Annotated in this window: 20 protein-coding genes; 8 read left to right on the forward strand and 12 right to left on the reverse strand. The window is 58.0% G+C overall.

The genetic code is table 11. From position 1 onward, the window contains the following. The first annotated feature begins 3 nt into the window (after window positions 1-3). Together AC0B60_RS15020 and AC0B60_RS15025 are read left to right on the forward strand one after the other, a co-directional pair. A complete protein-coding gene (locus tag AC0B60_RS15020) occupies window positions 4-1,293 on the forward strand; it encodes a YeaH/YhbH family protein (RefSeq protein WP_465086838.1) in 1,290 nt (429 codons plus the stop codon). Further along, a complete protein-coding gene (locus AC0B60_RS15025) occupies window positions 1,290-2,837 on the forward strand; it encodes a SpoVR family protein (RefSeq protein WP_465086664.1) in 1,548 nt (515 codons plus the stop codon). Before AC0B60_RS15020 ends, AC0B60_RS15025 begins: the two co-directional genes overlap by 4 nt. Window positions 2,838-2,853: 16 nt before the next feature. Here the strand turns inward: AC0B60_RS15025 and AC0B60_RS15030 are convergent, their stop codons facing one another. From AC0B60_RS15030 to AC0B60_RS15045, 4 genes are all read right to left on the reverse strand, one after another. After that, a complete protein-coding gene (locus tag AC0B60_RS15030; RefSeq protein WP_465086665.1) occupies window positions 2,854-4,926 on the reverse strand; it encodes a TonB-dependent receptor family protein in 2,073 nt (690 codons plus the stop codon). Window positions 4,927-4,945: 19 nt separating this feature from the next. Continuing rightward, window positions 4,946-5,671: an LrgB family protein gene (locus AC0B60_RS15035; RefSeq protein WP_465086666.1), complete on the reverse strand. Its 726-nt coding sequence runs from the start codon at window positions 5,669-5,671 to the stop codon at window positions 4,946-4,948. After that, on the reverse strand, window positions 5,664-6,044 hold the full coding sequence (locus AC0B60_RS15040; protein ID WP_465086667.1) for a CidA/LrgA family protein: 381 nt from the start codon (window positions 6,042-6,044) through the stop codon (window positions 5,664-5,666). Before AC0B60_RS15040 ends, AC0B60_RS15035 begins: the two co-directional genes overlap by 8 nt. Before the next feature lie 63 nt (window positions 6,045-6,107). Then, the gene (locus tag AC0B60_RS15045) at window positions 6,108-7,010 is read right to left on the reverse strand and encodes a bile acid:sodium symporter family protein (RefSeq protein WP_465086668.1); all 903 of its coding nucleotides are present in this window, start codon (window positions 7,008-7,010) and stop codon (window positions 6,108-6,110) included. A 267-nt stretch (window positions 7,011-7,277) separates the two neighbouring features. Between AC0B60_RS15045 and AC0B60_RS15050 the strand changes: the two genes are divergently transcribed. Both AC0B60_RS15050 and AC0B60_RS15055 read left to right on the forward strand, forming a co-directional pair. Further along, window positions 7,278-8,729 carry a WS/DGAT/MGAT family O-acyltransferase gene (locus tag AC0B60_RS15050; protein ID WP_465086669.1) on the forward strand — a complete coding sequence of 484 codons (1,452 nt, stop codon included), beginning with the start codon at window positions 7,278-7,280 and terminating at the stop codon, window positions 8,727-8,729. Window positions 8,730-8,758: 29 nt separating this feature from the next. Further along, window positions 8,759-9,529, forward strand: a complete 771-nt coding sequence (locus AC0B60_RS15055) for a class II aldolase/adducin family protein (protein ID WP_465086670.1) — start codon at window positions 8,759-8,761, stop codon at window positions 9,527-9,529. Between the two features lie 10 nt (window positions 9,530-9,539). Here the strand turns inward: AC0B60_RS15055 and AC0B60_RS15060 are convergent, their stop codons facing one another. Continuing rightward, window positions 9,540-10,166 (reverse strand): TetR family transcriptional regulator, encoded by a 627-nt coding sequence (locus tag AC0B60_RS15060; RefSeq protein WP_465086672.1) that lies wholly within the window; start codon window positions 10,164-10,166, stop codon window positions 9,540-9,542. 182 nt (window positions 10,167-10,348) lie between these two features. Between AC0B60_RS15060 and AC0B60_RS15065 the strand changes: the two genes are divergently transcribed. The 4 genes from AC0B60_RS15065 (at window position 10,349) to AC0B60_RS15080 (ending at window position 15,362) form a co-directional block, all read left to right on the forward strand. After that, window positions 10,349-11,452: a ferredoxin reductase gene (locus tag AC0B60_RS15065; protein WP_465086673.1), complete on the forward strand. Its 1,104-nt coding sequence runs from the start codon at window positions 10,349-10,351 to the stop codon at window positions 11,450-11,452. A gap of 68 nt (window positions 11,453-11,520) precedes the next feature. Further along, the gene (locus AC0B60_RS15070) at window positions 11,521-12,615 is read left to right on the forward strand and encodes a fatty acid desaturase family protein (protein WP_465086674.1); all 1,095 of its coding nucleotides are present in this window, start codon (window positions 11,521-11,523) and stop codon (window positions 12,613-12,615) included. A 121-nt stretch (window positions 12,616-12,736) separates the two neighbouring features. Continuing rightward, window positions 12,737-13,729 (forward strand): GTP 3',8-cyclase MoaA, encoded by a 993-nt coding sequence (gene moaA, locus AC0B60_RS15075; RefSeq protein WP_465086675.1) that lies wholly within the window; start codon window positions 12,737-12,739, stop codon window positions 13,727-13,729. Window positions 13,730-13,829: 100 nt separating this feature from the next. Beyond that, on the forward strand, window positions 13,830-15,362 hold the full coding sequence (locus AC0B60_RS15080) for a cryptochrome/photolyase family protein (protein WP_465086676.1): 1,533 nt from the start codon (window positions 13,830-13,832) through the stop codon (window positions 15,360-15,362). A 22-nt stretch (window positions 15,363-15,384) separates the two neighbouring features. On the opposite strand, the gene AC0B60_RS15085 is transcribed toward AC0B60_RS15080, so the two are convergent. From AC0B60_RS15085 to AC0B60_RS15115, 7 genes are all read right to left on the reverse strand, one after another. After that, window positions 15,385-16,500, reverse strand: coding sequence for an ABC transporter ATP-binding protein (locus AC0B60_RS15085; RefSeq protein WP_465086677.1), 1,116 nt, complete (start codon window positions 16,498-16,500; stop codon window positions 15,385-15,387). 6 nt (window positions 16,501-16,506) lie between these two features. Then, window positions 16,507-17,376, reverse strand: a complete 870-nt coding sequence (locus tag AC0B60_RS15090; protein WP_465086679.1) for a carbohydrate ABC transporter permease — start codon at window positions 17,374-17,376, stop codon at window positions 16,507-16,509. Further along, window positions 17,369-18,295, reverse strand: a complete 927-nt coding sequence (locus tag AC0B60_RS15095; RefSeq protein ID WP_041334029.1) for a carbohydrate ABC transporter permease — start codon at window positions 18,293-18,295, stop codon at window positions 17,369-17,371. The genes AC0B60_RS15090 and AC0B60_RS15095 overlap by 8 nt, the downstream gene beginning before the upstream one ends. A 54-nt stretch (window positions 18,296-18,349) precedes the next feature. Continuing rightward, the gene (locus AC0B60_RS15100) at window positions 18,350-19,609 is read right to left on the reverse strand and encodes an ABC transporter substrate-binding protein (protein ID WP_465086680.1); all 1,260 of its coding nucleotides are present in this window, start codon (window positions 19,607-19,609) and stop codon (window positions 18,350-18,352) included. 39 nt (window positions 19,610-19,648) lie between these two features. Next, window positions 19,649-21,085 (reverse strand): carbohydrate porin, encoded by a 1,437-nt coding sequence (locus AC0B60_RS15105; RefSeq protein WP_465086681.1) that lies wholly within the window; start codon window positions 21,083-21,085, stop codon window positions 19,649-19,651. 109 nt (window positions 21,086-21,194) lie between these two features. Then, entirely contained in the window at window positions 21,195-22,664 is a 1,470-nt protein-coding gene (locus AC0B60_RS15110) for an ATP-binding protein (protein ID WP_465086682.1), read from the reverse strand. After that, window positions 22,651-23,367, reverse strand: coding sequence for a response regulator (locus AC0B60_RS15115; protein ID WP_465086684.1), 717 nt, complete (start codon window positions 23,365-23,367; stop codon window positions 22,651-22,653). The genes AC0B60_RS15110 and AC0B60_RS15115 overlap by 14 nt, the downstream gene beginning before the upstream one ends. Between the last annotated feature and the right edge of the window lie 71 nt (window positions 23,368-23,438).

Here is a 23,438-nt window from a genome sequence, read left to right on the forward strand (position 1 = left end):
GGTATGACCCACGTAGTCGACCGGCGACTGAACGGCAGAAACAAGAGCGCGGTAAACCGGGAACGTTTCCTGCGCCGCTATCGCCATCACATCAAAAAGGCAGTGGCGGACGCGGTTCACCGGCGCTCCATTACGGATATTGAGCGTGGCGAGAATGTCAGTATTCCCTCCCGGGATACTGACGAACCGATTTTCCATCATGGCCAGGGCGGCAAACGGGAAATGGTCCACCCGGGCAACAAGGAGTTCGTTACCGGTGATACCCTGCCCAAGCCCCCGGGTGGCGGAGGTCAGGGGCAAGGCCAGGGCCAGGCCAGCCCGGACGGCGAAGGCATGGATGAATTTGCTTTCCAGATCACTCAGGAAGAGTTTCTGGACTTCCTGTTTGATGACCTGGAGCTTCCCAACCTGGCCCGCAAGAAGCTGAAGGATACCGAGGCGTTCAAGTATGTCCGCTCCGGATTTTCAACCCAGGGCATCCCCGCCAAGCTGGACGTGGTTCGCTCGCTACGGGGCGCCCACGCCCGCCGACTTGGGCTCGGCGGTGCACGCCGCAAGAAAATCCGCAGAATGGAGGAAGAGCTGGCCGCACTGAAAAGCGCGCCGGAGGACCTGGACCCGGCCTTCAGCCACGAGGACCAGATCAAAGCCCTGGAGGATGAGATTGCTGATCTCAAGGCCAATGTCCGGCGCATCCCGTTCATTGACGAGATTGACCTGCGGTACCGCCAACACGTAAAAAAGCCCCAGCCAGCCACCAGTGCCGTGATGTTCTGCCTGATGGACGTATCCGGGTCGATGACCCAGATGCACAAGGACATCGCCAAACGTTTCTTCATCCTGCTGTATCTGTTCCTGAAGAAGAACTACAAGAAGATTGAAGTGGTCTTCATCCGCCACCACACCAGCGCCAAGGAAGTGGACGAAGAAGAGTTCTTCTATTCACGGGAAACCGGCGGCACGATCGTCTCCAGTGCCCTGAAACTGATGCACAAAATCATTGAGTCCCGGTATTCCCCGGCGGAATGGAACATTTACGCCGCCCAGGCCTCGGACGGCGACAACTGGAACGATGACTCTCCCATCTGCAGCAAGTTGCTGGCCGACAGCGTCCTGCCACTGGTGCAATACTATGCCTATGTGGAAATCACGCCCCAGGATCACCAGATGCTGTGGTACGAATACGAGAAGATCCAGGAGCGATTCCCCCAGAGCTTCGCCCTGCAGCAGATCGCCGACCCAGGCGAAATTTATCCGGTCTTCCGCCAGTTATTCGAGAGGAAAGCCGCATGACTGACATTATCGACAAACCCAACGAGCCGACCGTTCGGGAACCGATTTCCACCAGTTCTGAATGGACCTTTCCGCTGATTGAGAAATACGATGAGGAGATTGCCAAGTGTGCAGCGGAGTTCGGGCTGGACACCTACCCCAACCAAGTGGAAGTGATCAGCGCTGAACAGATGATGGACGCCTACAGTTCTGTCGGCATGCCGGTGGGCTACCACCACTGGTCCTTCGGCAAACAGTTCCTGTCTACCTCGAAAGGTTATCAGCGGGGGCAGATGGGGCTTGCCTATGAGATTGTGATCAACTCCGATCCCTGCATTGCTTATCTGATGGAGGAGAACACCCTGCCCATGCAGGCGTTGGTAATTGCCCACGCTTCCTATGGCCACAACTCGTTCTTCAAGGGCAACTACCTGTTCCGCACCTGGACCGATGCCAGCGCCATCATTGATTATCTGGTCTTCGCCCGGAACTACGTGGCCGAGTGCGAAGAACGCTATGGCCTGGACGCGGTGGAAGAAATTCTGGATTCCTGCCACGCCCTCATGAATTACGGCGTTGACCGCTACAAGCGCCCTGCGCCAATCTCCGCCGCAGAAGAACTGCGCCGGCAAAAGGAGCGTGAGGAATACCAGCAGCGCCGACTCAACGATCTCTGGCGCACCATCCCAAGAATGGGCGAAGACGACGACCCAGTGAGTCGCAAGAAGCGCTACCCCGAAGAACCCCAGGAAAACATCCTCTACTTCATCGAGAAGAACGCGCCACTGCTGGAAACCTGGCAGCGAGAAATCATCCGTATCGTTCGCAAGCTGGGTCAATACTTCTACCCCCAACGCCAGACCCAGGTCATGAACGAAGGCTGGGCCACTTTCTGGCATTACACCCTGCTGCACCGAATGTACGACAAAGGCCTGGTGAACGACGGTTTTATGATGGAGTTCCTGCAAAGTCATACGGCGGTCGTGTACCAGCCACCTTTTGACAGCCCATGGTATTCTGGCATCAACCCCTACACTCTGGGTTTTTCGATGTTCACCGACCTGCGTCGGATCTGCGAGAACCCCACCGACGAAGACCGCGAATGGTTTCCGGACTTTGCAGGTTCCGATTGGCTGGAAACCCTGCATTTCGCCATGAAGAATTTCAAGGACGAGAGCTTTATCCAGCAGTTTCTGTCCCCAAAAATGATGAGGGATCTGAAGCTTTTTGCCATTCAAAACGATGACGAGGAAGACGTCTACCGGATCACCGCCATCCACGATGACCCCGGCTATCGCAGCCTTCGGGAAAAGCTGGCACGGCAATACAACCTGAGCTACCGCGAACCCAACATCCAGGTCTGGAACGTGGATGTCAGAGGGGATCGCTCACTGACCCTGCGGCACATTCCGGTGGACCGGGTTCCACTGGGTGACGATACCGACGAGGTTCTTCGCCACGTGCATCGATTGTGGGGCTTTGATGTGCACCTGGAAAGCGTCGATAACGGTGTGGTCATGGAAGAATCCCACTGCCCGGATCGGGAGCCGGATGACGCGGATTGAACGCAACGACTGATCATCAAAACGCCCACTCCAGCCCGGCATAGAAGGTTCTGCCGGGCGCGGGCTCATAGTATCCACGGTCTTCGATAGGCCTGTCCGCGTTGGCGTTGATACGGATATTGCTGAAATAGTCTTCATCCAGAAGATTGCGGATACCGCCGTAGACTCTGAACCTCTGGCCGCCCACGCGAACGGCATCACCGGCCCGAATCCCCAGCAGCCAGTAATCGTTCACCTTGGTCTGGTTGCTGTTCTCGGCGTACAGGTCACCAACATATTGCCATTCCAGCGCAGCAAACCGCTGTCCGTCACCGCGCCATTCCACTTCCGTGACCCATTGTTCCTGCGGCAACCCCGGCAGGCGATTGCCATCAGCGTCATTACCCTGTTCGTCGGTAAAGTCCTTGAGCGTGTAATCCGCCAGGGTCACGGCACTGGTTATCCGCCAAGTGTAAGAAATGTCCCACTGTAGGCCAAGCTCGGCCCCGTTCCGCTGTGTGCGACCGGCGTTTTCGTAGAAGGTTCGGTTGTTGATCTCGTAGGGCAGGATTTCGTCGTCCACCCGGATGGAGAACAGCGCCAGGTCATAACGGATCCCCTGCCCCAGGCTGCCGCGTATACCGACTTCCCGGTTAAGCGCCTGCTGGGGCTCGATGTCTGGATTGAAGCCCCCACTGCCATCGGGGTTGGCAAATTCCGTGAAGGTGGGCGCTTCAAAGGCTGTGCCCACCGTTGCGTAGAATTGCTGGCGGGGCGCCAATCGATAGCTGACACCGGCAAAGCCACTGAATTCCCGATAGGTACGGCTGCCGGAGTCATCTCCATCGCTGGCCCTGTGGTCATCCACCGACAACCGCAGGCGGTCAAACCGGGTGTCCAGCGACAAGTTAAGGCGCTCGGTGAATGCCAGGTCACCCTGGGCAAACACTGCTGCAGTCGTGGCGTTCTGGGTTTCGTCCTGGGTTTGTCCGGTGACATCACCGTTAAACGACACCGAATAGCGCCGGCGCTCATCAACCTGCCGATGGAGGTCGACGCCCACCACCCAGGTCAGTGGCAGGCCCGCCACGTCGCTGCCCTGCTGATAATCCGTGCTGACCCCATAAAACTGCCGGTCATAGGCAATCAGGCTGGGCCCGGGAAACGGCAATTGCTGGGCAAAATCACGACGCGTGAAAAAGGTGCTGACGGTCAGGTCTCCGGGGCCTATTTCGGCAGTTTCATACAGCAATCCCAACGTCTGCTGGTCAACGTCCTGGCCAGCGTCAAGCCGTTCGGCATTGGCTGTCGCCTGACGGCGATCCTGTTCCACCTGGCTTGCCGTCAGACCGGCAGGGTCTTCCGCTTTCGGCGTGTGCAGAGCATTGAGGGTGGCCGTTAAACGCTGCCCTGCTCCCCAATCGTGGGACACACGCCCATTGAAAAGACCTTTCTCAACCTGGCTCTGGTCGCGGTAGCCGTTGTAGTTGAGCCAGGACAGCGTTGCAATGCCACTGGTAGCACCCTCACTTCCGTTGGCCTGAAACGTGGTCTTGTAGTAATCATTACTCCCCACATCCTGACGCAGGCGTGCGCCCGGCGGCCGTTCGTCTCCACGGGCGGTGGTAATGTCGATCACCCCGCCCGAGGCGTTACCGTACTGAACCGACGACGGCCCGCGAATCACTTCAATACGCTGCGCCGAGTCCAGGTCCACCGCGTCAATCTGAGACTGCCCATCGGGCAACGTGTATGGGATACCGTCCACCTGAATGCGAATGCCGCGAATGCCGAATGGCGCCCTCGCACCAAAACCACGGGTGGACAGCCGCAGATTCTGGGCGAAATTGTAACGGTTCTGGAAGAACAGCCCGGGGACGGTATCCAGCGACTCGTCCAGTTGGAGCCTCTGCTGCCCCTCCTGGATATCCGGTGCGTCAGTCACGGAAACCGCAGCAGGGGTTTCGTAGAGATCTCTCTCAAGACGGGGCGAGGTCACCGTGATGACGTTGTCTTGCGACTCCACACTTTGCTGCGCATTGGCGGTGCCCCCTGTGCCAGCGAATATCAGCGCTGAAAAGACCGCAATCAACTTCCTGGGAACAACCACCTTACCTCCTGCTGCCGGGTTAAATGCCGAGTAAATCCACCAACCAGGGCACAATCAATGCCGTCGAAAACGCCGACAGCGCCATGGCCAACCCCGAAAAAGCGCCCATCTGGGAGCTGACCTGAAACGCCCGCGCCGTGCCGATACCATGGGCCGCAACGCCCATGGCAATACCTTTCACACTGTCGTCGGTGATGCGCATCCATTCAAACAGTTTGGTACCGAGAACGGCACCGACGATGCCGGTAGCCACCACCAGAACGGCGGTCAGTGAAGGGATGCCACCAATGGTTTCGGAAATACCCATGGCAACCGGCGCCGTGGCGGATTTGGGCGCCAGGGACATCTGGATTTCCGCGGAACCGCCAAGCAGCCAGGCAAGCCCGATGGAACTGCCCGCTGCAATCACCACACCACACACCAGGGAAATGGATACCGGCAGCCAGAGTTGGCGCAACCGGGAAAACTGCTGGTAAAGGGGCACCGCCAGCGCCACCGTGGCAGGCCCCAACAGAAAGTGAACGAACTGCCCGCCTTCGAAGTACTCCTCGTAGGAGGTACCAGTGAGCATCAACAGGGCAATCAGCATTGCCACTGAGGTAACCACCGGATTGGCCAGGGGGCTGGAGTTGGACTTGAGATAGAGCCGGTAGGCAAGGCCATAGGCCACCAGCGTGATGGTCAGTCCAAGCAACGGCGACGTCGAAAGATAAACCCAGATATCACGAATGGCCGGCTCATTCATCCTGCTGCCCTCCCGCATTTTCGGGTCGGGCAAACCATCGCGAGGTTACCTGCATAATGCCGGCGGTGGCGACCATGGTGATAATAGTGGAGAGAAAAAGAGCCAGCGTGATCGGCAGCCACTCATCCGCAATCCGGCCAAAATGACTCATCATGCCAACACCGGCCGGCACGAACAGTAGCGACAGATGGCTGAGCAAGGCGCTGGAAGCGTTCTCCAGTGGTTCCGGCGTTTTGCCTCGTATCATCAGGGTCAGAAACAGCATCACCATGCCGAGCACAGGCCCTGGAATGGGCACCCCGAGAAGACGCACGGTGATTTCCCCAACCAACTGATACACCAGCAGTAGGGTTATTCCGTTGAGAAAGTTCATGACTGCAGCTCCCGACAGAAAAACGGCCCAAGTCAGGAGCATAGCCATTAACCGTCCATGTGCCTAGCCGGCCTTGGTCTCGGGAAGCGGCTGGGTGATCGTCGTGGCGGGAATAATCTTTCTGCTGTAGGCCGCCAGCAGAAACCCGATCGGAAACATCAGCACACCGTATACGGCTGCCGGAATGGACATGGTACTGGACTCCAGCAACGTCAGCGTCACCAGCAGGGCAATAGTGCTGTTCTTGATACCGAGCTCCACCGCAACCGCAATGGATTCGCGCTGGGTCAGACCAACAGCGCGACCTGCCAGAAGCCCCAGGAAAATACCGGCTATGTTCAACAGGAGCGTTGCCGGACCGGCCTGTTTCAGCAGGTCCCAGATCTGGTCACGCACCCCCCAGACCAGACCTACTACCAGTAGCGCCAGGACCACGCCCCCGAACACGCTGACGGCGCTTTCCGCCCGCCGGGAAAGCTCAGGCGCCCGGGTACGAAAAACCATTCCAATCGCCACCGGGAACAGGACGATGCCCACCAGCATACCCACCGTTCTTCCCACTGGCAGCGTGATGGACTCCTCCGTTCCAGCGTATAGCTGAAGCGCATAGTTGGTGAACAAAGGCAGTGTAATGATGGTTATAAGACTGGCCGTGACCGTCAGCACAATCGACAGGGCAATGTTCCCCCGCGACAGCAACACAAACAGATTAGAAGTGGTGCCGCCCGGGCAGGCCGCAATGATCACCAGGCCCACGGCAATCGCCGATGAGAGATTCAGCAAGGAGGCAATGGCAAAGGCCACCAGGGGCATGAGCAGTATCTGGGCCACCGTGCCCACCACCATACCTTTCGGATACACCGCCACTTGGCGGAAGTCCCTGACCGTCAAGGTCATACCTATACCGATCATGATGATAAACAGGGCAATCGGCAGCCCCGCAGAGATCAGCGGACTCGATTCCACAGTGCCTCCAGGAATTCTTGTTGTGATTAGATTAGCCAGCTAGTGAAAATAGCATAAGCCACCAGAAAAGAGTGAATATGGATTCGCAACAACATGTAATCGCGGGAAGAACAGGAATGGGATTACACGCAAAAAGCTGAACCTTTCAGCGTGCCAGTTCGTGTGATTGTCCCGGTTGTTGCGTATACTTTCGAACAACAACTATACGAATCCAAACGCATCAGATTCAGTGCAGTTTGGCAGCTTCATAAAGCAAGAGGACGATCAATGAAACGCCTGGGCACACTGGACGCTTCCTGGTTGGCGGTGGAATCGGAAGACACCCCGATGCACGTCGGCAACCTGCAGATTTTTTCACTACCGGAAGATGCTCCGGAGACGTTTCTAAGAGACATGCTCGCCCGCATGAAAGCGGATGCCGATGTAGCGCCGCCCTGGTGCTACAAGCTCGCCTTTTCGGGGTTCCTGGGCCGCCTGGTCGCCCCGTCCTGGAAGGTCGACAAGAAGCTGGATCTCGACTACCACGTTCGACACTCGGCGTTGCCGCGCCCCGGTAGTGAACGGGAACTTGGCATCCTGGTATCCAGGCTGCATTCCAACCCGCTGGATTTTTCCCGCCCACTGTGGGAATGCCACATCATCGAGGGTTTGGAGAACAACCGTTTTGCCCTCTATACCAAGATGCATCACTCCATGATTGATGGCATCAGCGGTGTGCGGCTGATGCAGCGGGTGCTCAGCAAGGACCCCGGTGAGGTTAATATGCTGCCGCCATGGTCGGTACGCCCGGAACGTACACGGGGCAGCAAGACAGATTCCGAAGCCAGTATTTCGGCCGCCCTGTCCCAGGCCATGGAAGCCCTGAGGATTCAGGCCGACATGGCGCCGAGGCTCTGGAATGCGATGAACCGCCTGATCCAGTCCGCACGGCACCCGGAAGAGGGGTTGACCGCGCCCTTTGCCGGCCCGGTTTCCGCCCTCAATCACCGCGTCACCGGTCAGCGGCGGTTTGCCACCCAGCACTACCAGCTTGAGCGAATCAAAAAGGTCGCCCAGGCGTCCAACGGCTCCCTGAACGACATTGTGCTCTACCTCTGTGGCACTGCCCTGCGCCGCTTTCTTGTTGAACAGGATGGTTTGCCGGATACGCCACTCACCGCCGGAATTCCGGTGAATATCCGCCCCTCCGATGACCAGGGCACGGGTACCCAGATCAGCTTCATGATTGCCTCACTGGCGACCGACGAAGCCGACCCCCTCGAGCGGCTGAAGAACATCAAACACTCTACCCGCAGGGCCAAGCAGCACCTTCAGAAACTGCCGCGTAAAGCCCTGACCCAATACACCATGCTGCTGATGTCGCCCTACATCCTGCAGTTGATGTCAGGCCTGGGCGGGCGAATGCGCCCGGTGTTCAACGTGACGATTTCCAATGTGCCAGGGCCAGGGGAAACCCTTTACTATGAAGGAGCACGACTGGAGGCGATGTACCCGGTTTCGCTCATTGCCCACGGCGGTGCGCTCAACATTACTTGCCTGAGCTACGCCGGCTCGCTCAACTTCGGTTTCACGGGCTGCCGCGATACGTTGCCCAGTATGCAGAAGCTGGCGGTCTACACCGGTGAAGCTTTGGATGAACTGGAAATGCTTGTTCTTCCACCCGATACCGCCACTCAAAAATCCGTCCGCAGAAAGGTCGCCGCCTCCAACAAAAAGTAGCGCAACACCTGAGAACGGGAGCCAGAGCCATGTCCGAACAACTTTCAATTCCGTCAAAAAGAGATCAAGTCAGCAAGGAAGAATGGCAGCTCCGAGTCGACCTCGCCGCGGCCTATCGTCTGGTCGCCCTGTACGGCTGGGACGATCTGGTATTCACCCACATCTCCGCACGGATACCCGGTGACGAGCACCATTTTCTTATTAATCCATACGGTATGATGTTCGAGGAAATGACAGCCTCCAGCCTGGTGCGAGTGGATCAGGACGCCAACAAGATCAACCCCGACGACTTCGATATCAATCCCGCGGGTTTTACCATCCATAGCGCGATCCACCAGGTCAGGGACGATGCCGCCTGCGTCATGCATTTGCATACCACCGACGGTATTGCTGTATCCGCCCAACAGGAGGGCCTGCTGCCGCTATCCCAGCAGAGCCTGTTTGCACTGGCGAGCCTGTCGTATCACGACTATGAAGGTGTGGCGCTAAGGGAAGACGAGAAGGCCCGCCTGCAAAAGGATCTCGGCAATACCAATTTCATGATTCTTCGCAACCACGGCCTGCTCACCACCGGCACCAGTATTCCCGATGCCTTCCTGGCCATGTACATACTGCAAACGTCCTGTCAGATTCAGATCAGGGCACTGTCGGGCGATCGCCCGCTGACGCCGATTCCTGCCGGCATTGTGGATACCATCCGGCAACAGGCGGATCAGGTGACCAAAGGCCTGGGCGGCAAGCTGGCCTGGCCGGGCCTGCTACGCAAGCTCGACCGCATTGATGCCAGTTTCCGCGAGTAATGGTCGACCTTCAGGACTGACTCTTCCAGTTGGCTGCGCCCACAAATATCAGTTGTAGAAAGCGTGCGGTTCGCTGCCGTACCTGTTCTTCCTGATAGTTGTCGTCGGGAGAAATCCCCAGGATGTCCGTCAGGCTGAAGGCCACACTGCGCACCACCAGCTCACAGGTCATATCCAGATCGGCGTCGCTCAGGTGGTCGACCAGCTTCAATCGACGTAAGTCGTTGGCCAACTCGCTGGCAAAATAACGCATTTCGCTGCGGATGCCTTCCTGTACCGCCCGGCTCTCCCCCGCCAGCCCCTGGGCCATAAACATGAAAAAACTGCGATTATTGCGGGCATGGGAGATAAAAATACCGACTGATTCGTCGATCAGTTTGTCCGCCTGCAATACGTTCGCCCGCGCCTCGCGCATCATCCGTCGAAGCACCAGCCCCAGTTCGTCCACCAACTGCAGCCCAAGGTCATCCATGTTGCGGAAATGCCGGTAAAACGACGTCGGCACCACGCCTGCCTGCCGGGTGACTTCGCGGATGCCCAGGCTGGCAAAGTGCCGCCCCTTTCCCACCAGGGCCAATGCCGCGTTCATCAGTTTCTCGCGGGTTTCACCCGGCTTACGTCGTTGTTTTTCTGCCATCGCCTGGAACTAGCCCATCAGTTGGTCACAAGCCAACAAGTGTACACAGGCCCACACTAAAAATAACCCGAACTTGTCATTAGAGGACAATGTTAATGACTTGATTGCCGCCCAACACTTCGGTGTGTACAGTCGTACACATTAGTGAACACTTGTACACATCAGTACAAAGGAGAGCAATCATGATATCTGTACTGGAAAAGTCACCGACCCTGCACTGGCTGGGCAGGCAGCTTTTTAACCGGGACGACCCGGCTGCCTTTTTTGATCCCCTGCTGGAGCGCATCAACCCAATGTGGGTACGGCAATATACGCCGGCCAGGGTGAAGGCCATCTACAACGAAACCGCTGACACCAAAACCTTTGTCCTGGCGCCGGCCGGGCGCTGGAAAGGCTTTGCCGCCGGCCAGCACGTCAATATTGGCATCGATGTTGACGGTGTGCGTCGCAACCGAACCTTCAGCCTGTCCAGTTCGCCCATTCAATGGCGCGCTGACGGCACCGTCACCCTGACCATTAAACGGCTTCCCGGTGGCCTGGTGACCAACTGGATGCACGACCACCTGGAGCCAGGCGCTGTCATCGGCCTGGGCGAGGCGTTCGGCGACTTCCGGATTCCCGATCCGCAGGAGCCAGCCCTGTACATCGCTGGTGGCAGCGGTATCACCCCGGTGCTGAGCCAGCTGGAAACCATGGCGGCATCAGACTACCGGGCGCCGGTGACCCTGCTGTATTTCGTGCGCACCCAGGCCGATGTGATTGCTGCGGAAAAGCTGCACGCGCTGGCCAGTCGCTGGCCGGCGTTCACCCTGAAGGTGTTTGCCACCAGCGATACCAATCCGCCTCAGTTCCTCGGCGAGCAACATCTGGATGAAGTTCCTGGCATTACGGCCCGGCGGTGCTATCTCTGCGGGCCGAAAGGGCTTATGGATCTGGCCAACGACCTCCTTTATCGAAGGGGCATTGGCGAAGACCGCATTCACAGCACTTTTTTCTCGGCACCGTCCGCAAATCTCGACACCGAGACCCTCGGAGGAGCGGTGCATTTCCAACGCAGCAACCTGGATGTCTCGTCCGAAGGCGATGCGGTGCTGCTGGAGATTGCCGAGGCCGCGAAACTGTCACCACGCTACGGCTGCCGCATGGGCATCTGCCACCAGTGCAGTTGCCGCAAAACCAGCGGCACCGTGATCAACCGCCTGACCGGGAAAGCATCCGGCCCGGGCGAGGAAACCATTCAGCTTTGTGTGTCTGTTCCGAGCGGGCCGGTGACTGTTGAACTCTGACCGGCCGCACCACAACGCCTGAACCCATTATTGGCAGACATGGTTCGACCATTCTGCAAGGAGTCACCATGAAGACGATGAACGAAACACAACTGAAAGAGCTTGAAAACGACCTGGACGCCATTCGTGACCAAGTGATTTCCGATCTCGGCGAACGGGATGCCCGTTACATCCGCAGGATCGTTCGGCTTCACCGATCCCTGGAAATCGGTGGCCGGGTGCTGATGCCCTTCGGGTTTATCCCGCCGGTGTTTCTGGCGGCCACCACGGCACTGGGTATCTCCAAGATTATCGAAAACATGGAGATCGGCCACAACGTCATGCACGGCCAATACGACTGGATGAACGACCCGTCACTCCACTCGCAGACCTATGAATGGGATACGGTTTGCACTGGCGATTCCTGGCGCCGCACCCATAACTACGAGCACCACACCTACACCAATATCATCGGCAAGGACCGGGACTACGGCTACGCCCTGCTCCGCCTGAGCGACGACGACAAATGGAAGCCGGCCCACACCCTGCAGTTCATCAACTACATTCTGCTGAGCGTGTTCTTCCAGTGGGGCGTCGGGCTGCATGAGCTGGAGTCTGAACGAATCCGCCGCCGGGAAATTTCAGTACGGGAAAAGACTCCGTTCCTGAAGGATTTCTTCCGCAAGGGTGGCCGTCAGGCCTTCAAGGACTATGTGTTCTTCCCGCTGATTACCTTTCCGGTTGCCCCGGTGGTGCTGGCGGGCAACATTGGCGCCAACCTGATCCGTAACCTGTGGTCGTCTACGGTCATTTTCTGTGGCCACTTTACCCAGGATGCGGAGACGTTCACCGAAGAAGAGTGCGAAGGAGAAAGCAAGGGGCACTGGTACCTCCGCCAACTGACAGGCTCCAGCAACTTTACCGGCAGTAAGTGGGTGCACCTGCTGAGCGGCCATCTGAGCTATCAGATTGAACACCATGTGTTCCCGGACCTGCCAGCCCACCGCTACCCCGAGATCTCGGAGAAGGTTCAAGCGGTGTGTGAAAAGCACGGTATTCCGTACAACACCGGCACCTTCGCCAAACAGTATTCAACCGTGCTGAAACGCATTTTCGGCTATTCACTGCCTGACCGGATGCGCAACCGGCTGTTGCCGGAATTCAGCGACCGAGCCGTGAGTTAAGCGATTTGCAGGCACGGCCTTCCTTTACTTGCCAAATTGCTATTTTGTCGATATTGGGTTGGGTTATTCACCACACTTTGGTTATGCTGGTTGTATACAAAACCAGACGGGGAATTTACCCATGCCCAACGCCACGCTGACAGACCGTTTTGGTCGCACCGTCAACTATGTGCGTCTGTCCGTCACAGACCGCTGCGATTTCCGGTGCGTGTATTGCATGGCAGAGGAGATGACCTTCCTGCCACGGCAGCAGGTGCTGACGCTTGAAGAGATTGCCCAGGTGGCAAAGACCTTCGTATCCCTGGGCACCGAAAAGATTCGGTTGACCGGGGGAGAGCCGCTTGTAAGACGGGGCATTCTGGAACTGGTCAAGGAAATCGGCACATTGGGCCTGCGGGACTTCGCCATGACCACCAATGGCAGCCAGTTGCCCACCATGGCAGAGCCACTGCGCAAGGCCGGGCTCAAACGATTGAATATCAGCCTGGATTCCCTGGATGCCGAGAAATTCAGCCGCATCACCCGCACTGGCCGGCTTGCCCAGGTTCTTGATGGTATAGACGCCGCAAAAGAGGCGGGGTTTGAGGGCATCAAACTCAATACCGTTGTCATGAAAGGTGGCAACGACCAGGAAGTACCAGAGCTGGTTGAGTTTGCCCGCAAAAAGAAGGTGGACATTACCTTCATTGAGGAAATGCCACTGGGTGAAATTTCCGATCATGATCGCGGTCAGGTGCTGTGCACCAGCGACGAAGTGCGCGATATCATCAGCCAGCGCCATAAGCTGGTTCCCACACCGGAAGATTCCGGCGGCCCCGCCCGCTACTACCGCATGCCGGACAGCGACATCCGGGTCGGTTTCATCTCGCCCCATTCCCACAATTTTTGCTCCACCTGCAACCGCGTTCGGGTCACGGTGGAAGGCCGTCTGCTGCTATGCCTGGGCAACGAGCATTCCGTTGATCTGCGTCGCGTGCTGCGCGGCCACCCGGAAACCGATGACAAACTCCGTGAAACCATCATCAACGCCATGGACCTGAAACCGGAGCGCCATCACTTTTCCAGCGAGGGTGACGTTCAGATTCTTCGCTTTATGAATATGACCGGCGGCTAGCTTCCAGCTGAACCAGCCTTGCGCCGCTGGCGTATCCTTCGTACCACATCGTGGCGATCATGGGTGATTGCTGCCCCAGGTACGGAGGTCGTTTCCCGCTATGCCCAATCTGATTCTGATACTCGGCGACCAGCTGACCACCGCCATCAGCGCACTCGACAACGCTGACAGGGAACGAGACAGAATCGTGATGGCAGAGGTCCACGACGAGGCCAGCTACACCAATCACCACAAGAAGAAACTGGTTCTGCTGTTCAGCGCCATGCGCCATTTCGCACAGCGGCTGGAGGATGACGGCTGGCGGGTCCAATACCAGCGGTACCACCCGGACAACGCTATCCATAGCCTGGAAGCGGTGGTCGCCTGCGAACTGAGTGAGAGCCACGCCGAGAGAATCATCACTACGGAATGCGGCGAATGGCGCCTGCACGATCAGATCAGCCACTGGCGTGAGCGACTGGGCGTGCCCGTGGAAATTCGCCCTGACACACGCTTTATGGCCAGCAAGCAGGAGTTTGCAGACTGGGCCGATGGCCGAAAACAGCTGCGAATGGAGTTCTTCTACCGGGAAATGCGGCGAAAAACCGGTTTATTGATGACGCCAGAAGGCAAACCGGAGGGCGGAGAGTGGAATTTCGATGCCGACAATCGCCGCAAGTGGACGGGAAAACCGGCGGCACCGGCCCCGTTTCGTGTTGAACCCGACGAGGTGACCCGGGACGTGATTGAACTGGTAGAGCAACACTTTACCGATCACTTCGGCACCACGGAGGATTTCCACTTTGCCGTCACCCACGAGGACGCTGAACAGGCGCTGGATTACTTCATCGATTTCGCCCTGCCCTGTTTCGGCGATTTCCAGGACGCCATGTCCGACAATGAAGACTGGTTGTTTCACTCCATCCTGTCGCCCTATATCAATTGCGGCTTGCTGGACCCACTGGCCGTCTGCGAGGCCGCCGCACAGGCCTGGTATTCAGGGCGCGCGCCGATAAACGCAGTGGAGGGTTTTATTCGGCAGATCCTGGGCTGGAGAGAGTTTGTGCGGGGTATCTACTGGTTGCATATGCCAGGGTACGCAAAGGAAAACCGGCTCGGTAATACCCGTTCCCTACCCTGGTTCTACTGGACCGGGGACACCAGGATGCGCTGCATGCACAAGGCTATTGATGCCACCCGTCGCAACGCCTATGCACACCATATACAGCGGCTGATGGTGACCGGTAATTTTGCGCTGCTGGCCGGCGTCAAGCCGGAGGAGATCTGTGACTGGTACCTGGCCGTGTATGCCGATGCCTACGACTGGGTGGAGCTACCCAACGTGCTGGGCATGGTGATGCACGCAGACGGTGGCTATCTGGGATCGAAACCCTATGCCGCCAGCGGCAAATACATCCAGCGCATGTCGGACCACTGCAGCAACTGCCACTACAAGGTCAACAAGGCCACGGAAGACGACGCCTGCCCGTTCAATTCGCTCTATTGGCATTTCATCAATCGCCATCGGGAAGACTTTGCCAGCAATCCACGCATGGGCATGATGTACCGCAACTGGGACAAGCAGAAACCAGAAAGGCGGGAGGCGCTGCTCCAGCGTGCCGACAACTTGCTGGCACACCTGGAGCAACTCTGAAAACAGAGAGGGACTGGCGCGACTATGGGCGGATGCGCTTCTCGCTGTCCGGGTCGAAAAACACGACCTTTCTCATGTCGAACATCAGCTCTGCCTCTTCACCCCAGTTCACCGGGTGCTCTGCATCCAGCCGGCACTGCACATCCACATTGTTGAGGCGAATCACGGCGAGGATATCCGGCCCGGTGGGTTCGGTCACTTCCACCGTAAAACGGCTCTCGGCCACCATCTGGCTATCCCTTTTCTGTTCGTCTGGCTGGCTTATGTGCTCCGGGCGGATGCCGAGCACCACCTGTTTGCCGGCCCACCCCTGCAGGTAATCCGGCACTGGCAGGGCAAGTTTCCGGCCATCGCTGCCCTCAACGTTGACCACCAGACCCGGCCCGGCCGGCTCTACCGTCACGTTAATAAAACTCATGGACGGCGAGCCCATAAAGCCGGCGACAAACAGGTTTTCCGGGGTGTCGTAGACTTCCTTCGGTGTGCCCAGTTGCTGAAGTTCGCCGTCTTTGAGCACCGCGATCCGGTCCGCCAGCGTCATGGCTTCGATCTGATCGTGGGTCACGTACACAATGGTGGTTTTCAGGCGCTGGTGCAGCTTCTTGATTTCGGTGCGCATTTCCACCCGCAGCTTGGCGTCCAGGTTGGACAACGGCTCGTCGAACAGATAAATCTTCGGCCTGCGAGCCAGCGCGCGCCCCATGGCGACCCGCTGTTGCTGACCGCCTGAAAGCCGGGCCGGCTTCTTGTCCAGCAACGCGGAAATCTGCAGCAGATCGGCGACCCGCTCCACTTCCTGCTGGATCTCGTCTTTCGGCATACCACGGATTTTCAGGCCGAAGGCAATGTTCTCGCTCACCGACATGGTGGGGTAGAGCGCGTAGGACTGGAACACCATGGCGATGTCCCGGTCCTTCGGCTCCATGGTGGATATGTCCTTGCCTTCCACCACAATCGACCCACCGGTAATGGATTCCAGGCCGGCAATGCTGTTCATCAGGGTTGACTTGCCGCAGCCGGAAGGTCCAACGAGAGTCAGAAACTCACCGGATGCGATGTCAATATTAATGCCTTTGAGCGTCTCATCGAGAGCCCCCGGGTATGTCTTGCGGATGTCCCGCAGTTCAAGTTGTGACATGTTGTTTTACCCTTTAACCGAGCCGGCCGTCAGGCCGCGTATAAAGTACTTGCCGGCCACGATGTACACCACCAGCGTTGGCAGGGCGGCAATCATGGCGGCGGCCATATCCACGTTGTATTCCTTCACCCCGGTACTGGTGTTCACCAGGTTATTCAGGGCGACCGTTATCGGCTGGCTGTCGCCGCTGGCGAAGACCACGCCGAACAGGAAGTCGTTCCAGATCTGGGTGAACTGCCAGATCAGTGACACCATGAAGATGGGTGTGGACATGGGCAGAAGGATGCGGAAGAAGATGGTGAAAAAGCCGGCGCCGTCGAGCCGGGCCGCCTTCACCAAAGCGTCGGGAATGGCCACGTAATAGTTGCGGAAAAACAGCGTGGTAAAGGCCACCCCGTAGATCACGTGGACCAGTACCAATCCAGCGGTGGTGTTGGCCATGCCCAGCTTGCCAAGGGTTGCTGCCATGGGCAGCAGCACCACCTGGAAGGGCACAAAGCAGCCGAAGAGCAGCATGCCAAACATCAGGTCCGAGCCCTTGAACTTCCACTTCGAGAGCACATAGCCGTTAAAGGCGCCCAGCAGGGTGGAGATCATCACCGCCGGCACAGTCATCTTGAACGAGTTCCAGAAATATCCCTTTACGCCTTCGCACTGCACCCCTGTGCAGGCCTCGGACCAGGCCTTGGTCCAGCCGATGGTTGTCCAGTCTGCCGGCAGTGCCAGCAGGTTGCCGGACCGGATATCCATGGGCGTTTTGAAACTGGTGATCAACATCACGATCAGAGGAATCAGATACACCAGGCAGGCCAGTAACAGCACCCCGTAAATGGCGATGCGGCTGGGGCGAAAGCCGGTACGAACCATATCAGTCATGGCGCTTCTCCCTCAGTTCGGAATACAGGTAAGGCACCAGCAGCGCCAGGATGGCTCCCAGCATTAGCATCGCGCTGGCGGAGCCCAGGCCCATCTGGCCACGGGTGAAGGTGTGTGCGTACATGTACACGGCAGGTAAGTCGGTGGAATAGCCGGGGCCGCCGGCGGTCATCGCCATTACCAGGTCAAAACTCTTGATGGCGATGTGAGCCAGCACCATCACGGAGCTGAAGAATACCGGCCGTAACGAGGGCAGGATGATTTTCCAATAGATCACCGGCAGGCTGGCACCATCCACCCGCGCTGCGCGAATGATTGACGAATCGACGCCCCTCAGGCCGGCCAGGAACAGAGCCATGACAAAGCCAGATGCCTGCCAGACGGCGGCCATCACGATGGTGTAGATGGCAAAGTCGGAGTTCACCAACCAGTCAAAGCTGAAGGACGTCCAGCCCCAGTCATGCATCAGCTTTTCCAGCCCCAGACGCGGATTCAGAATCCATCGCCACACGGTGCCGGTGACAATCATGGACAGCGCCATGGGATAGAGATAGATCGTCCGGATCGCACCTTCCTGGCGGATACGCTGATCCAGGAATATCGCCAGCACCACACCGATCAACAGGCAGATGCCGATAAAGAGTCCACCAAAGATGGCCAGATTCCATGAAGCGACTATCCAGCGCTCGCTCTCCATCAGCTTGGCGTATTGCTCCAGGCCAACGAAATTGTAACTGGGCAGGAAGCTGGAATTGGTAAATGACAGCACGCCCGTCCATAGCATGTAGCCATAGATCCCGATGCCAACCAGCAGGAAGGTCGGGGCCACCACCAGTTTCGGCAACCAGCGCTGCAGGCCATCCATCAGGCCAGACGATGCCCTGGCCACCCCGGTGGGGCGACGTTGAGTGTGTTCCATGAGGAATCCCCTGAAGAAACCCGAAGGCCGCCCACCGGGCGGCCTGATACGGCATTACATCGCGGACTGGATGGCGGCTGCCAGCTGGTCCGTGGTTTTTGCCGGGTCCGGGTTGTTGGAGTTTACGAAGTTGGTGACCACATCAAAGATCTGGCCCTGGATGTAGCTGGTCGTTGCCAGGCCATGGGAGAAGCTCGGCACCAGACCACCATCATCGGCACTGGACTTGAAGGTATCCATTGACGCCTGGGCACAGGTATCGAAATCACTCATGTCCATGTCGGTACGAACCGGGATCGAGCCTTTGTTCTGATTGAACAGGGTCTGGAATTCCGGTTCCAGAATGGTTCGGGCGAGGTCCTTCTGGGCCTTGATGTCCTCTTCCTCGGAGAGGGTGAACATGGCGAAGGAGTCCACGTTGAAGGTAAATTGCCCTGTTGTGCCGGGAGCCGGCGCGCACACGTAATCCTCGCCCGGTGTCAGACCGGCCGCGGTGAACTCGCCCTTGGCCCAATCGCCCATGATCTGCATGGCAGCCTCACCGCGAATCACCATGCCAGTGGCAGTGTTCCAGTCGCGACCCGCCGCATCGTCATCGACGTAGCTCATGACCTTGGCAAACTGTGCGAAGACCTCTTCCATTTTGTCGCTGTTGATCACGTCCATGTCGTGCTCGACAAACGCCTTGCGATAATCATCAGGGCCCAGTTCTGCAAGTGCCACCGCATCGAACACGGTTGCGTCCTGCCACGGCTGGCCGCCATGCGCCAGGGGGATATAACCCTCAGCCTTGAGCTTATCGGCTACCTCGAAGAACTCATCCAACGTGGTGGGCACCTCAACACCGACATCTTTCATGACCTCCGGGTTCACCCACAGCCAATTTACCCGGTGTACGTTGACCGGCACGGCGACGTACTCGCCTTCGTACTTCATGACATCGGAGATCATCGGAGGTATAAGCTGGTCCCAATTCTCAGCCTCAGCCACACTGTCCAGGCTGGTCAAAAAGCCCAGTTCCGCCCACTCACGGATATCCAGGCCCTTGATCTGGGCTGCAGCGGGTGGGTTACCAGAGACAGCGCGGGTTTTCAGGACGGTCATGGCGGCTTCACCACCGCCACCGGCCACGGCGAAGTCTTTCCAGGTGTGTCCCTGCTCTTCCATCATTTTCTTAAGAGCGGCCGCCGCGCGCGCTTCACCGCCAGCGGTCCACCAATGCAGAACCTCGACTTCACCGGCCTGAACGGCCGCTGTTGGCATCAGGGCGGCAGAGACCGCCAGGGCTGTAAGATGATGCTTGAACGTTTTCATAGTGACTCCTTATTTTTGTCGTGCAGACGTTTGTCAGGCTCAGAACCAGACTTCCATCTGGGTACCAAAGGTCCACTGGCTGCCGCCAAAATCTTCCTGTCCCAGGGCATCACCGCCGTCGTAGCGGTTGAGCTCATCGTCCCAGGTGGAGTAAGTAGCGAAAACCCGAATTTCCGGGCGGTTCCAGAAGCCACCGACTTGAGGCTTGAAAGTCGGTGCGATGGTGAAGCGGGCATAGTCGCCATCCACGTCACCTCGGCCTTCGTAGCCTTCCGTTTGCAGGTCCATCACCTGCCAGGAGGCTTCATACTGCATTTCGAAGTTGGCGCCCAGTTCGTTAGCCAGGCGGGTGTTGAAGGTCAACCATTGGTACTCGTCCCCTTCCACATAACGGTCCTTGCTGGTTTCAGCCATGATCGCCGGTGCAATGCGCCAGCTGTTACCCAGCCGAGTGGTGCCGTAGGCCGCTATTCGGGTGCTGGCAGCGTCTTCATGCAGGTTGCCATCGGCACCGATGTTCTTGGTCTCTGCGCCCAGGCCCTGGCCGTGTAGAACAGCTACCTTGAAGCTGCCATCGGAGATTCCAAAGAAGCTGTCACCGTGGTAGGCCAGCATGGTATGCACACCCGAGTCGGCCGCTTCCATAACACCATTGACGATGCGCTCGTCGTTGTCTGCGGCGGACATGCCGCTGATCAGCCACTCAACGTTACCGAAATAGTTATTGGCGGTGAGGATCAGGTTATCGGTGTCGGAGCTGCCATCGGTGGTGGTGGGGTCAGAGGGGAAATCCAGGAAGCTGCGGCCATAGAAAGAGAAGTTGGATTTTACCGACTCGCTGAAGGTCACATCATAGATACCGGCACCGGTCCCTCCCAGAAAAACGATATCGCTGTCGAGCCAGTGAATGTCGAAGTCCAGATCCCGGTCAAAGCGTTTACCGGCCCAAATCGCGGCATCTTCAAAGATACCGGTAAAGCTGGCCAGGTCACTGAACTGGACATAGGCCTGGCGCACGTTCAGGGCACCATCATCGGCGGTCCAGTCGTTGCTGGAGGTCGTGGCATCGGCAATCATCAAGCGGTAATGAGCCTTGGTGCCGTTATCCGCCACGGATTTGTAATTGAGTATCGCTTCCAGATAAGTGTCTGGCTCGTTACCCAACCGACCCACGGCGCCACCAACGGATCCTGCGGGGGTCAGGTAAGGTCCGCCGGGAGCGCTCTTGCCATCGCTGTTGAGTAGTAGGCCGGAGCGGGCATAGGTGTTGAAGGAGAAACCCTGCTCACCGCGGGCATGGGGCTCAACTTCTGCCAGCTGTTGCTCCAGCGCGGACAGGCGCTCTTCCACGCTTTCCTGGGCATACGCTTGACCGGCGAACAGTCCCAACGACACCACGCTTACGGCGGCGGTGAGCCTGTGAAGAGGTTTGGCGCCCAGGGTCAGGGCAGAACGATACGTTTTATGGGTATTCATAATGACTCCTTGTTTTTGTTGTATTAGCAATATCGGAGTCTATGGCAATACCTCGGGGAGGAACGTATCAAACTGAAAGGCCGATGTAACACGGTTGTTACATACGCGATCAATGCCGGGGGAGTGTGAGCGTCACAGTCAGGCCACCGCATAGCCAATTTGCTATTTCAAGGTCGCCACCATGGCTTTGGGCAATGTTACGGGCGATACCAAGGCCAAGACCATGGCCCCGCCGGTGCTCCTGACCCAGGCGGTAGTAGGGCTCAAAGATCCGGCCAAGCTCGGCCTCCGGAATACCCGGCCCGTAGTCCCTGACGTGGATGGTCAACTGCTCTGGAGAGTCCTCCACACTGATCGTCGCCGACTCTCCATACTTGATGGCATTATCCACCAGGTTACCCAGGCAACGCTTCAGTGCCAGCGGCTTGCCGCGGTAGGCGGCACAGGCACCTTCCACGACCACTCGGGGGTTCTCTCCTTCGTAGGCTTCCGCCATTCGGCGCAACATGCCGTCAATATCAACCAACTCCACGTTCTCGTGGATGTCGGTATCCTTCATACCCTGCAGGGCACCCTTTACCAGCAGCTCCAGTTCCTGAAGATCACTCTCGAAACGTTCACGGATCTCTGCATCGTCAATCAGGTCGGCCCGCAGGCGCAGCCTTGTTATCGGCGTTTTCAGGTCGTGGGAAATTGCACGGAACAGCTGATCCCTGTCGCTGATGTAGCTTTGCAAGCGTCGATGCATGGTGTTGAAGCCGCGAGTAACCGCAATGATCTCGGCGCTGCCCTGCTCCCGCAACGGCGGCCGGTGCTCGTCCAGGGGCAGGTCCCGCGCGGCCCTGGCCAGTTTGTGCAAAGGCCGGGTCTGGCGACGCACCAACCAGGCCAGTACCGGGAACAGAACGCCAATCATCACCAGGATAAACACAATCTGCTGGCCAGGAATGCTTTCATCATCCAGCGAGACATAGGGCGCGGGCAGCAACGAGGCCAGATACAGCCACTCATCCTTGGCAACTTCCACCTGGGTGACCAGCACCGGCGGCTTGATGGGCTCAAGGGTAAGCGCATAGTGGGCCCAGGATTCCGGTAACGCATCCAGGGGCAACTGGGTATTGAGGATACGCAGGTCATCCGGATGCACAAACTCCACGTGCAAATTGATCGATTTTCCCAGGCGACTCTTGAGCACCGACACCACTTCGTCCATCACCAGCTGTTTGCGCTCGCTGTCTGGCAGGGCACGCATATCGATACGTTTGTTGTTGAGCGAGACAAAGAACCGCGAGCCCCCCATGTCCCTCAACTGATCCAGCACAATATGCCGGTACTGCAACGGCAGGGACTTGAAGAACTGTGTGGTGGCGGCCGCTGAGGAGGCCAGGTTGCGGGTGGTGTTGACCAGGCCCTCCACCTGTTGGGCGCGGAATGTGCCAACCCAGATCACGCTGGAGGCGACCTGGGCGACCCCCATTGCCAACAGAGTCAGAAGCAGAATGCGCCCGAGAAGCGACGAGGGCACAAGGCGCCAGACCTTGCGGCCAGTCTCTACCGCCCCATTGTTATTCCGCACCATGGGTCACCGTTGCCGCCAGCAGATACCCTGCCCCTCTCACCGTCTTGATCAGCCTGGGGCTGCGCCCCTGATCTCCCAGTCGCTGGCGCAGACGGCTGACGGCCACATCCACCACCCGGTCCAGCGGCATGGATTCCCGCCCCCGGGTAACGCCGGAAATGGTGTCGCGGTCCAGAACTTCGTTGGGGTGTGCCAGGAATAGCTGCAACAACGAAAAATCCGCGCCGGACAACGGCGTTGCTTCCCCCTGGTCCGAGATAAGCTCATGGGCCTGGGTGTCCAGCCGCCAGCGATCAAAACCCACGAACCGGGGATTGTCCGCGCGATTGAACCCGGAACGTCGCAATAGCGCCTTGACCCTGGCCTGCAATTCCCGGGCGCTGAAGGGCTTGGCCAGGTAGTCATCGGCACCGATTTCAAGGCCGACCACACGGTCGGTTTCGTCCGAGCTCGCGGTCAGCATGATGATCGGCACCTGGGAGTGTTCGCGAATCTCACGGCAAAGCGTAAAACCATCATCGCCCGGCAACATGACATCAAGGACAATCAGATCGACCCGCGACTCTGCCAGAGTGCGTCGCATACTGTCGCCTTCGGCCGCGGTCATGACATCATAGCCAACACGAGACAGGTGCTCATGCAACAATTCCCGGATGGCGAGGTCGTCATCCACAACCAGAATCGATGTTTTTACATCAGACATTCAAGAGCCTTTTTTGTTATTCATTCGAGCGAAGAGCTGCCCAGAACTTATCAGTCCATTGTCGGACAAAG

Source organism: Marinobacter sp. V34 (assembly GCF_055524115.1).

What these genes read in the sequence shown, in the direction of transcription:
- AC0B60_RS15020 (WP_465086838.1), top strand. Translation starts at nt 4, where the DNA reads ATGACCCACGTAGTCGACCGGCGACTGAACGGCAGAAACAAGAGCGCG.
- AC0B60_RS15025 (WP_465086664.1), top strand. Translation starts at nt 1,290, where the DNA reads ATGACTGACATTATCGACAAACCCAACGAGCCGACCGTTCGGGAACCG.
- AC0B60_RS15035 (WP_465086666.1), bottom strand. Translation starts at nt 5,671, where the DNA reads ATGAATGAGCCGGCCATTCGTGATATCTGGGTTTATCTTTCGACGTCG.
- AC0B60_RS15040 (WP_465086667.1), bottom strand. Translation starts at nt 6,044, where the DNA reads ATGAACTTTCTCAACGGAATAACCCTACTGCTGGTGTATCAGTTGGTT.
- AC0B60_RS15050 (WP_465086669.1), top strand. Translation starts at nt 7,278, where the DNA reads ATGAAACGCCTGGGCACACTGGACGCTTCCTGGTTGGCGGTGGAATCG.
- AC0B60_RS15055 (WP_465086670.1), top strand. Translation starts at nt 8,759, where the DNA reads ATGTCCGAACAACTTTCAATTCCGTCAAAAAGAGATCAAGTCAGCAAG.
- AC0B60_RS15060 (WP_465086672.1), bottom strand. Translation starts at nt 10,166, where the DNA reads ATGGCAGAAAAACAACGACGTAAGCCGGGTGAAACCCGCGAGAAACTG.
- AC0B60_RS15065 (WP_465086673.1), top strand. Translation starts at nt 10,349, where the DNA reads ATGATATCTGTACTGGAAAAGTCACCGACCCTGCACTGGCTGGGCAGG.
- AC0B60_RS15070 (WP_465086674.1), top strand. Translation starts at nt 11,521, where the DNA reads ATGAAGACGATGAACGAAACACAACTGAAAGAGCTTGAAAACGACCTG.
- moaA (WP_465086675.1), top strand. Translation starts at nt 12,737, where the DNA reads ATGCCCAACGCCACGCTGACAGACCGTTTTGGTCGCACCGTCAACTAT.
- AC0B60_RS15080 (WP_465086676.1), top strand. Translation starts at nt 13,830, where the DNA reads ATGCCCAATCTGATTCTGATACTCGGCGACCAGCTGACCACCGCCATC.
- AC0B60_RS15085 (WP_465086677.1), bottom strand. Translation starts at nt 16,500, where the DNA reads ATGTCACAACTTGAACTGCGGGACATCCGCAAGACATACCCGGGGGCT.
- AC0B60_RS15090 (WP_465086679.1), bottom strand. Translation starts at nt 17,376, where the DNA reads ATGACTGATATGGTTCGTACCGGCTTTCGCCCCAGCCGCATCGCCATT.
- AC0B60_RS15095 (WP_041334029.1), bottom strand. Translation starts at nt 18,295, where the DNA reads ATGGAACACACTCAACGTCGCCCCACCGGGGTGGCCAGGGCATCGTCT.
- AC0B60_RS15100 (WP_465086680.1), bottom strand. Translation starts at nt 19,609, where the DNA reads ATGAAAACGTTCAAGCATCATCTTACAGCCCTGGCGGTCTCTGCCGCC.
- AC0B60_RS15105 (WP_465086681.1), bottom strand. Translation starts at nt 21,085, where the DNA reads ATGAATACCCATAAAACGTATCGTTCTGCCCTGACCCTGGGCGCCAAA.
- AC0B60_RS15110 (WP_465086682.1), bottom strand. Translation starts at nt 22,664, where the DNA reads ATGGTGCGGAATAACAATGGGGCGGTAGAGACTGGCCGCAAGGTCTGG.
- AC0B60_RS15115 (WP_465086684.1), bottom strand. Translation starts at nt 23,367, where the DNA reads ATGTCTGATGTAAAAACATCGATTCTGGTTGTGGATGACGACCTCGCC.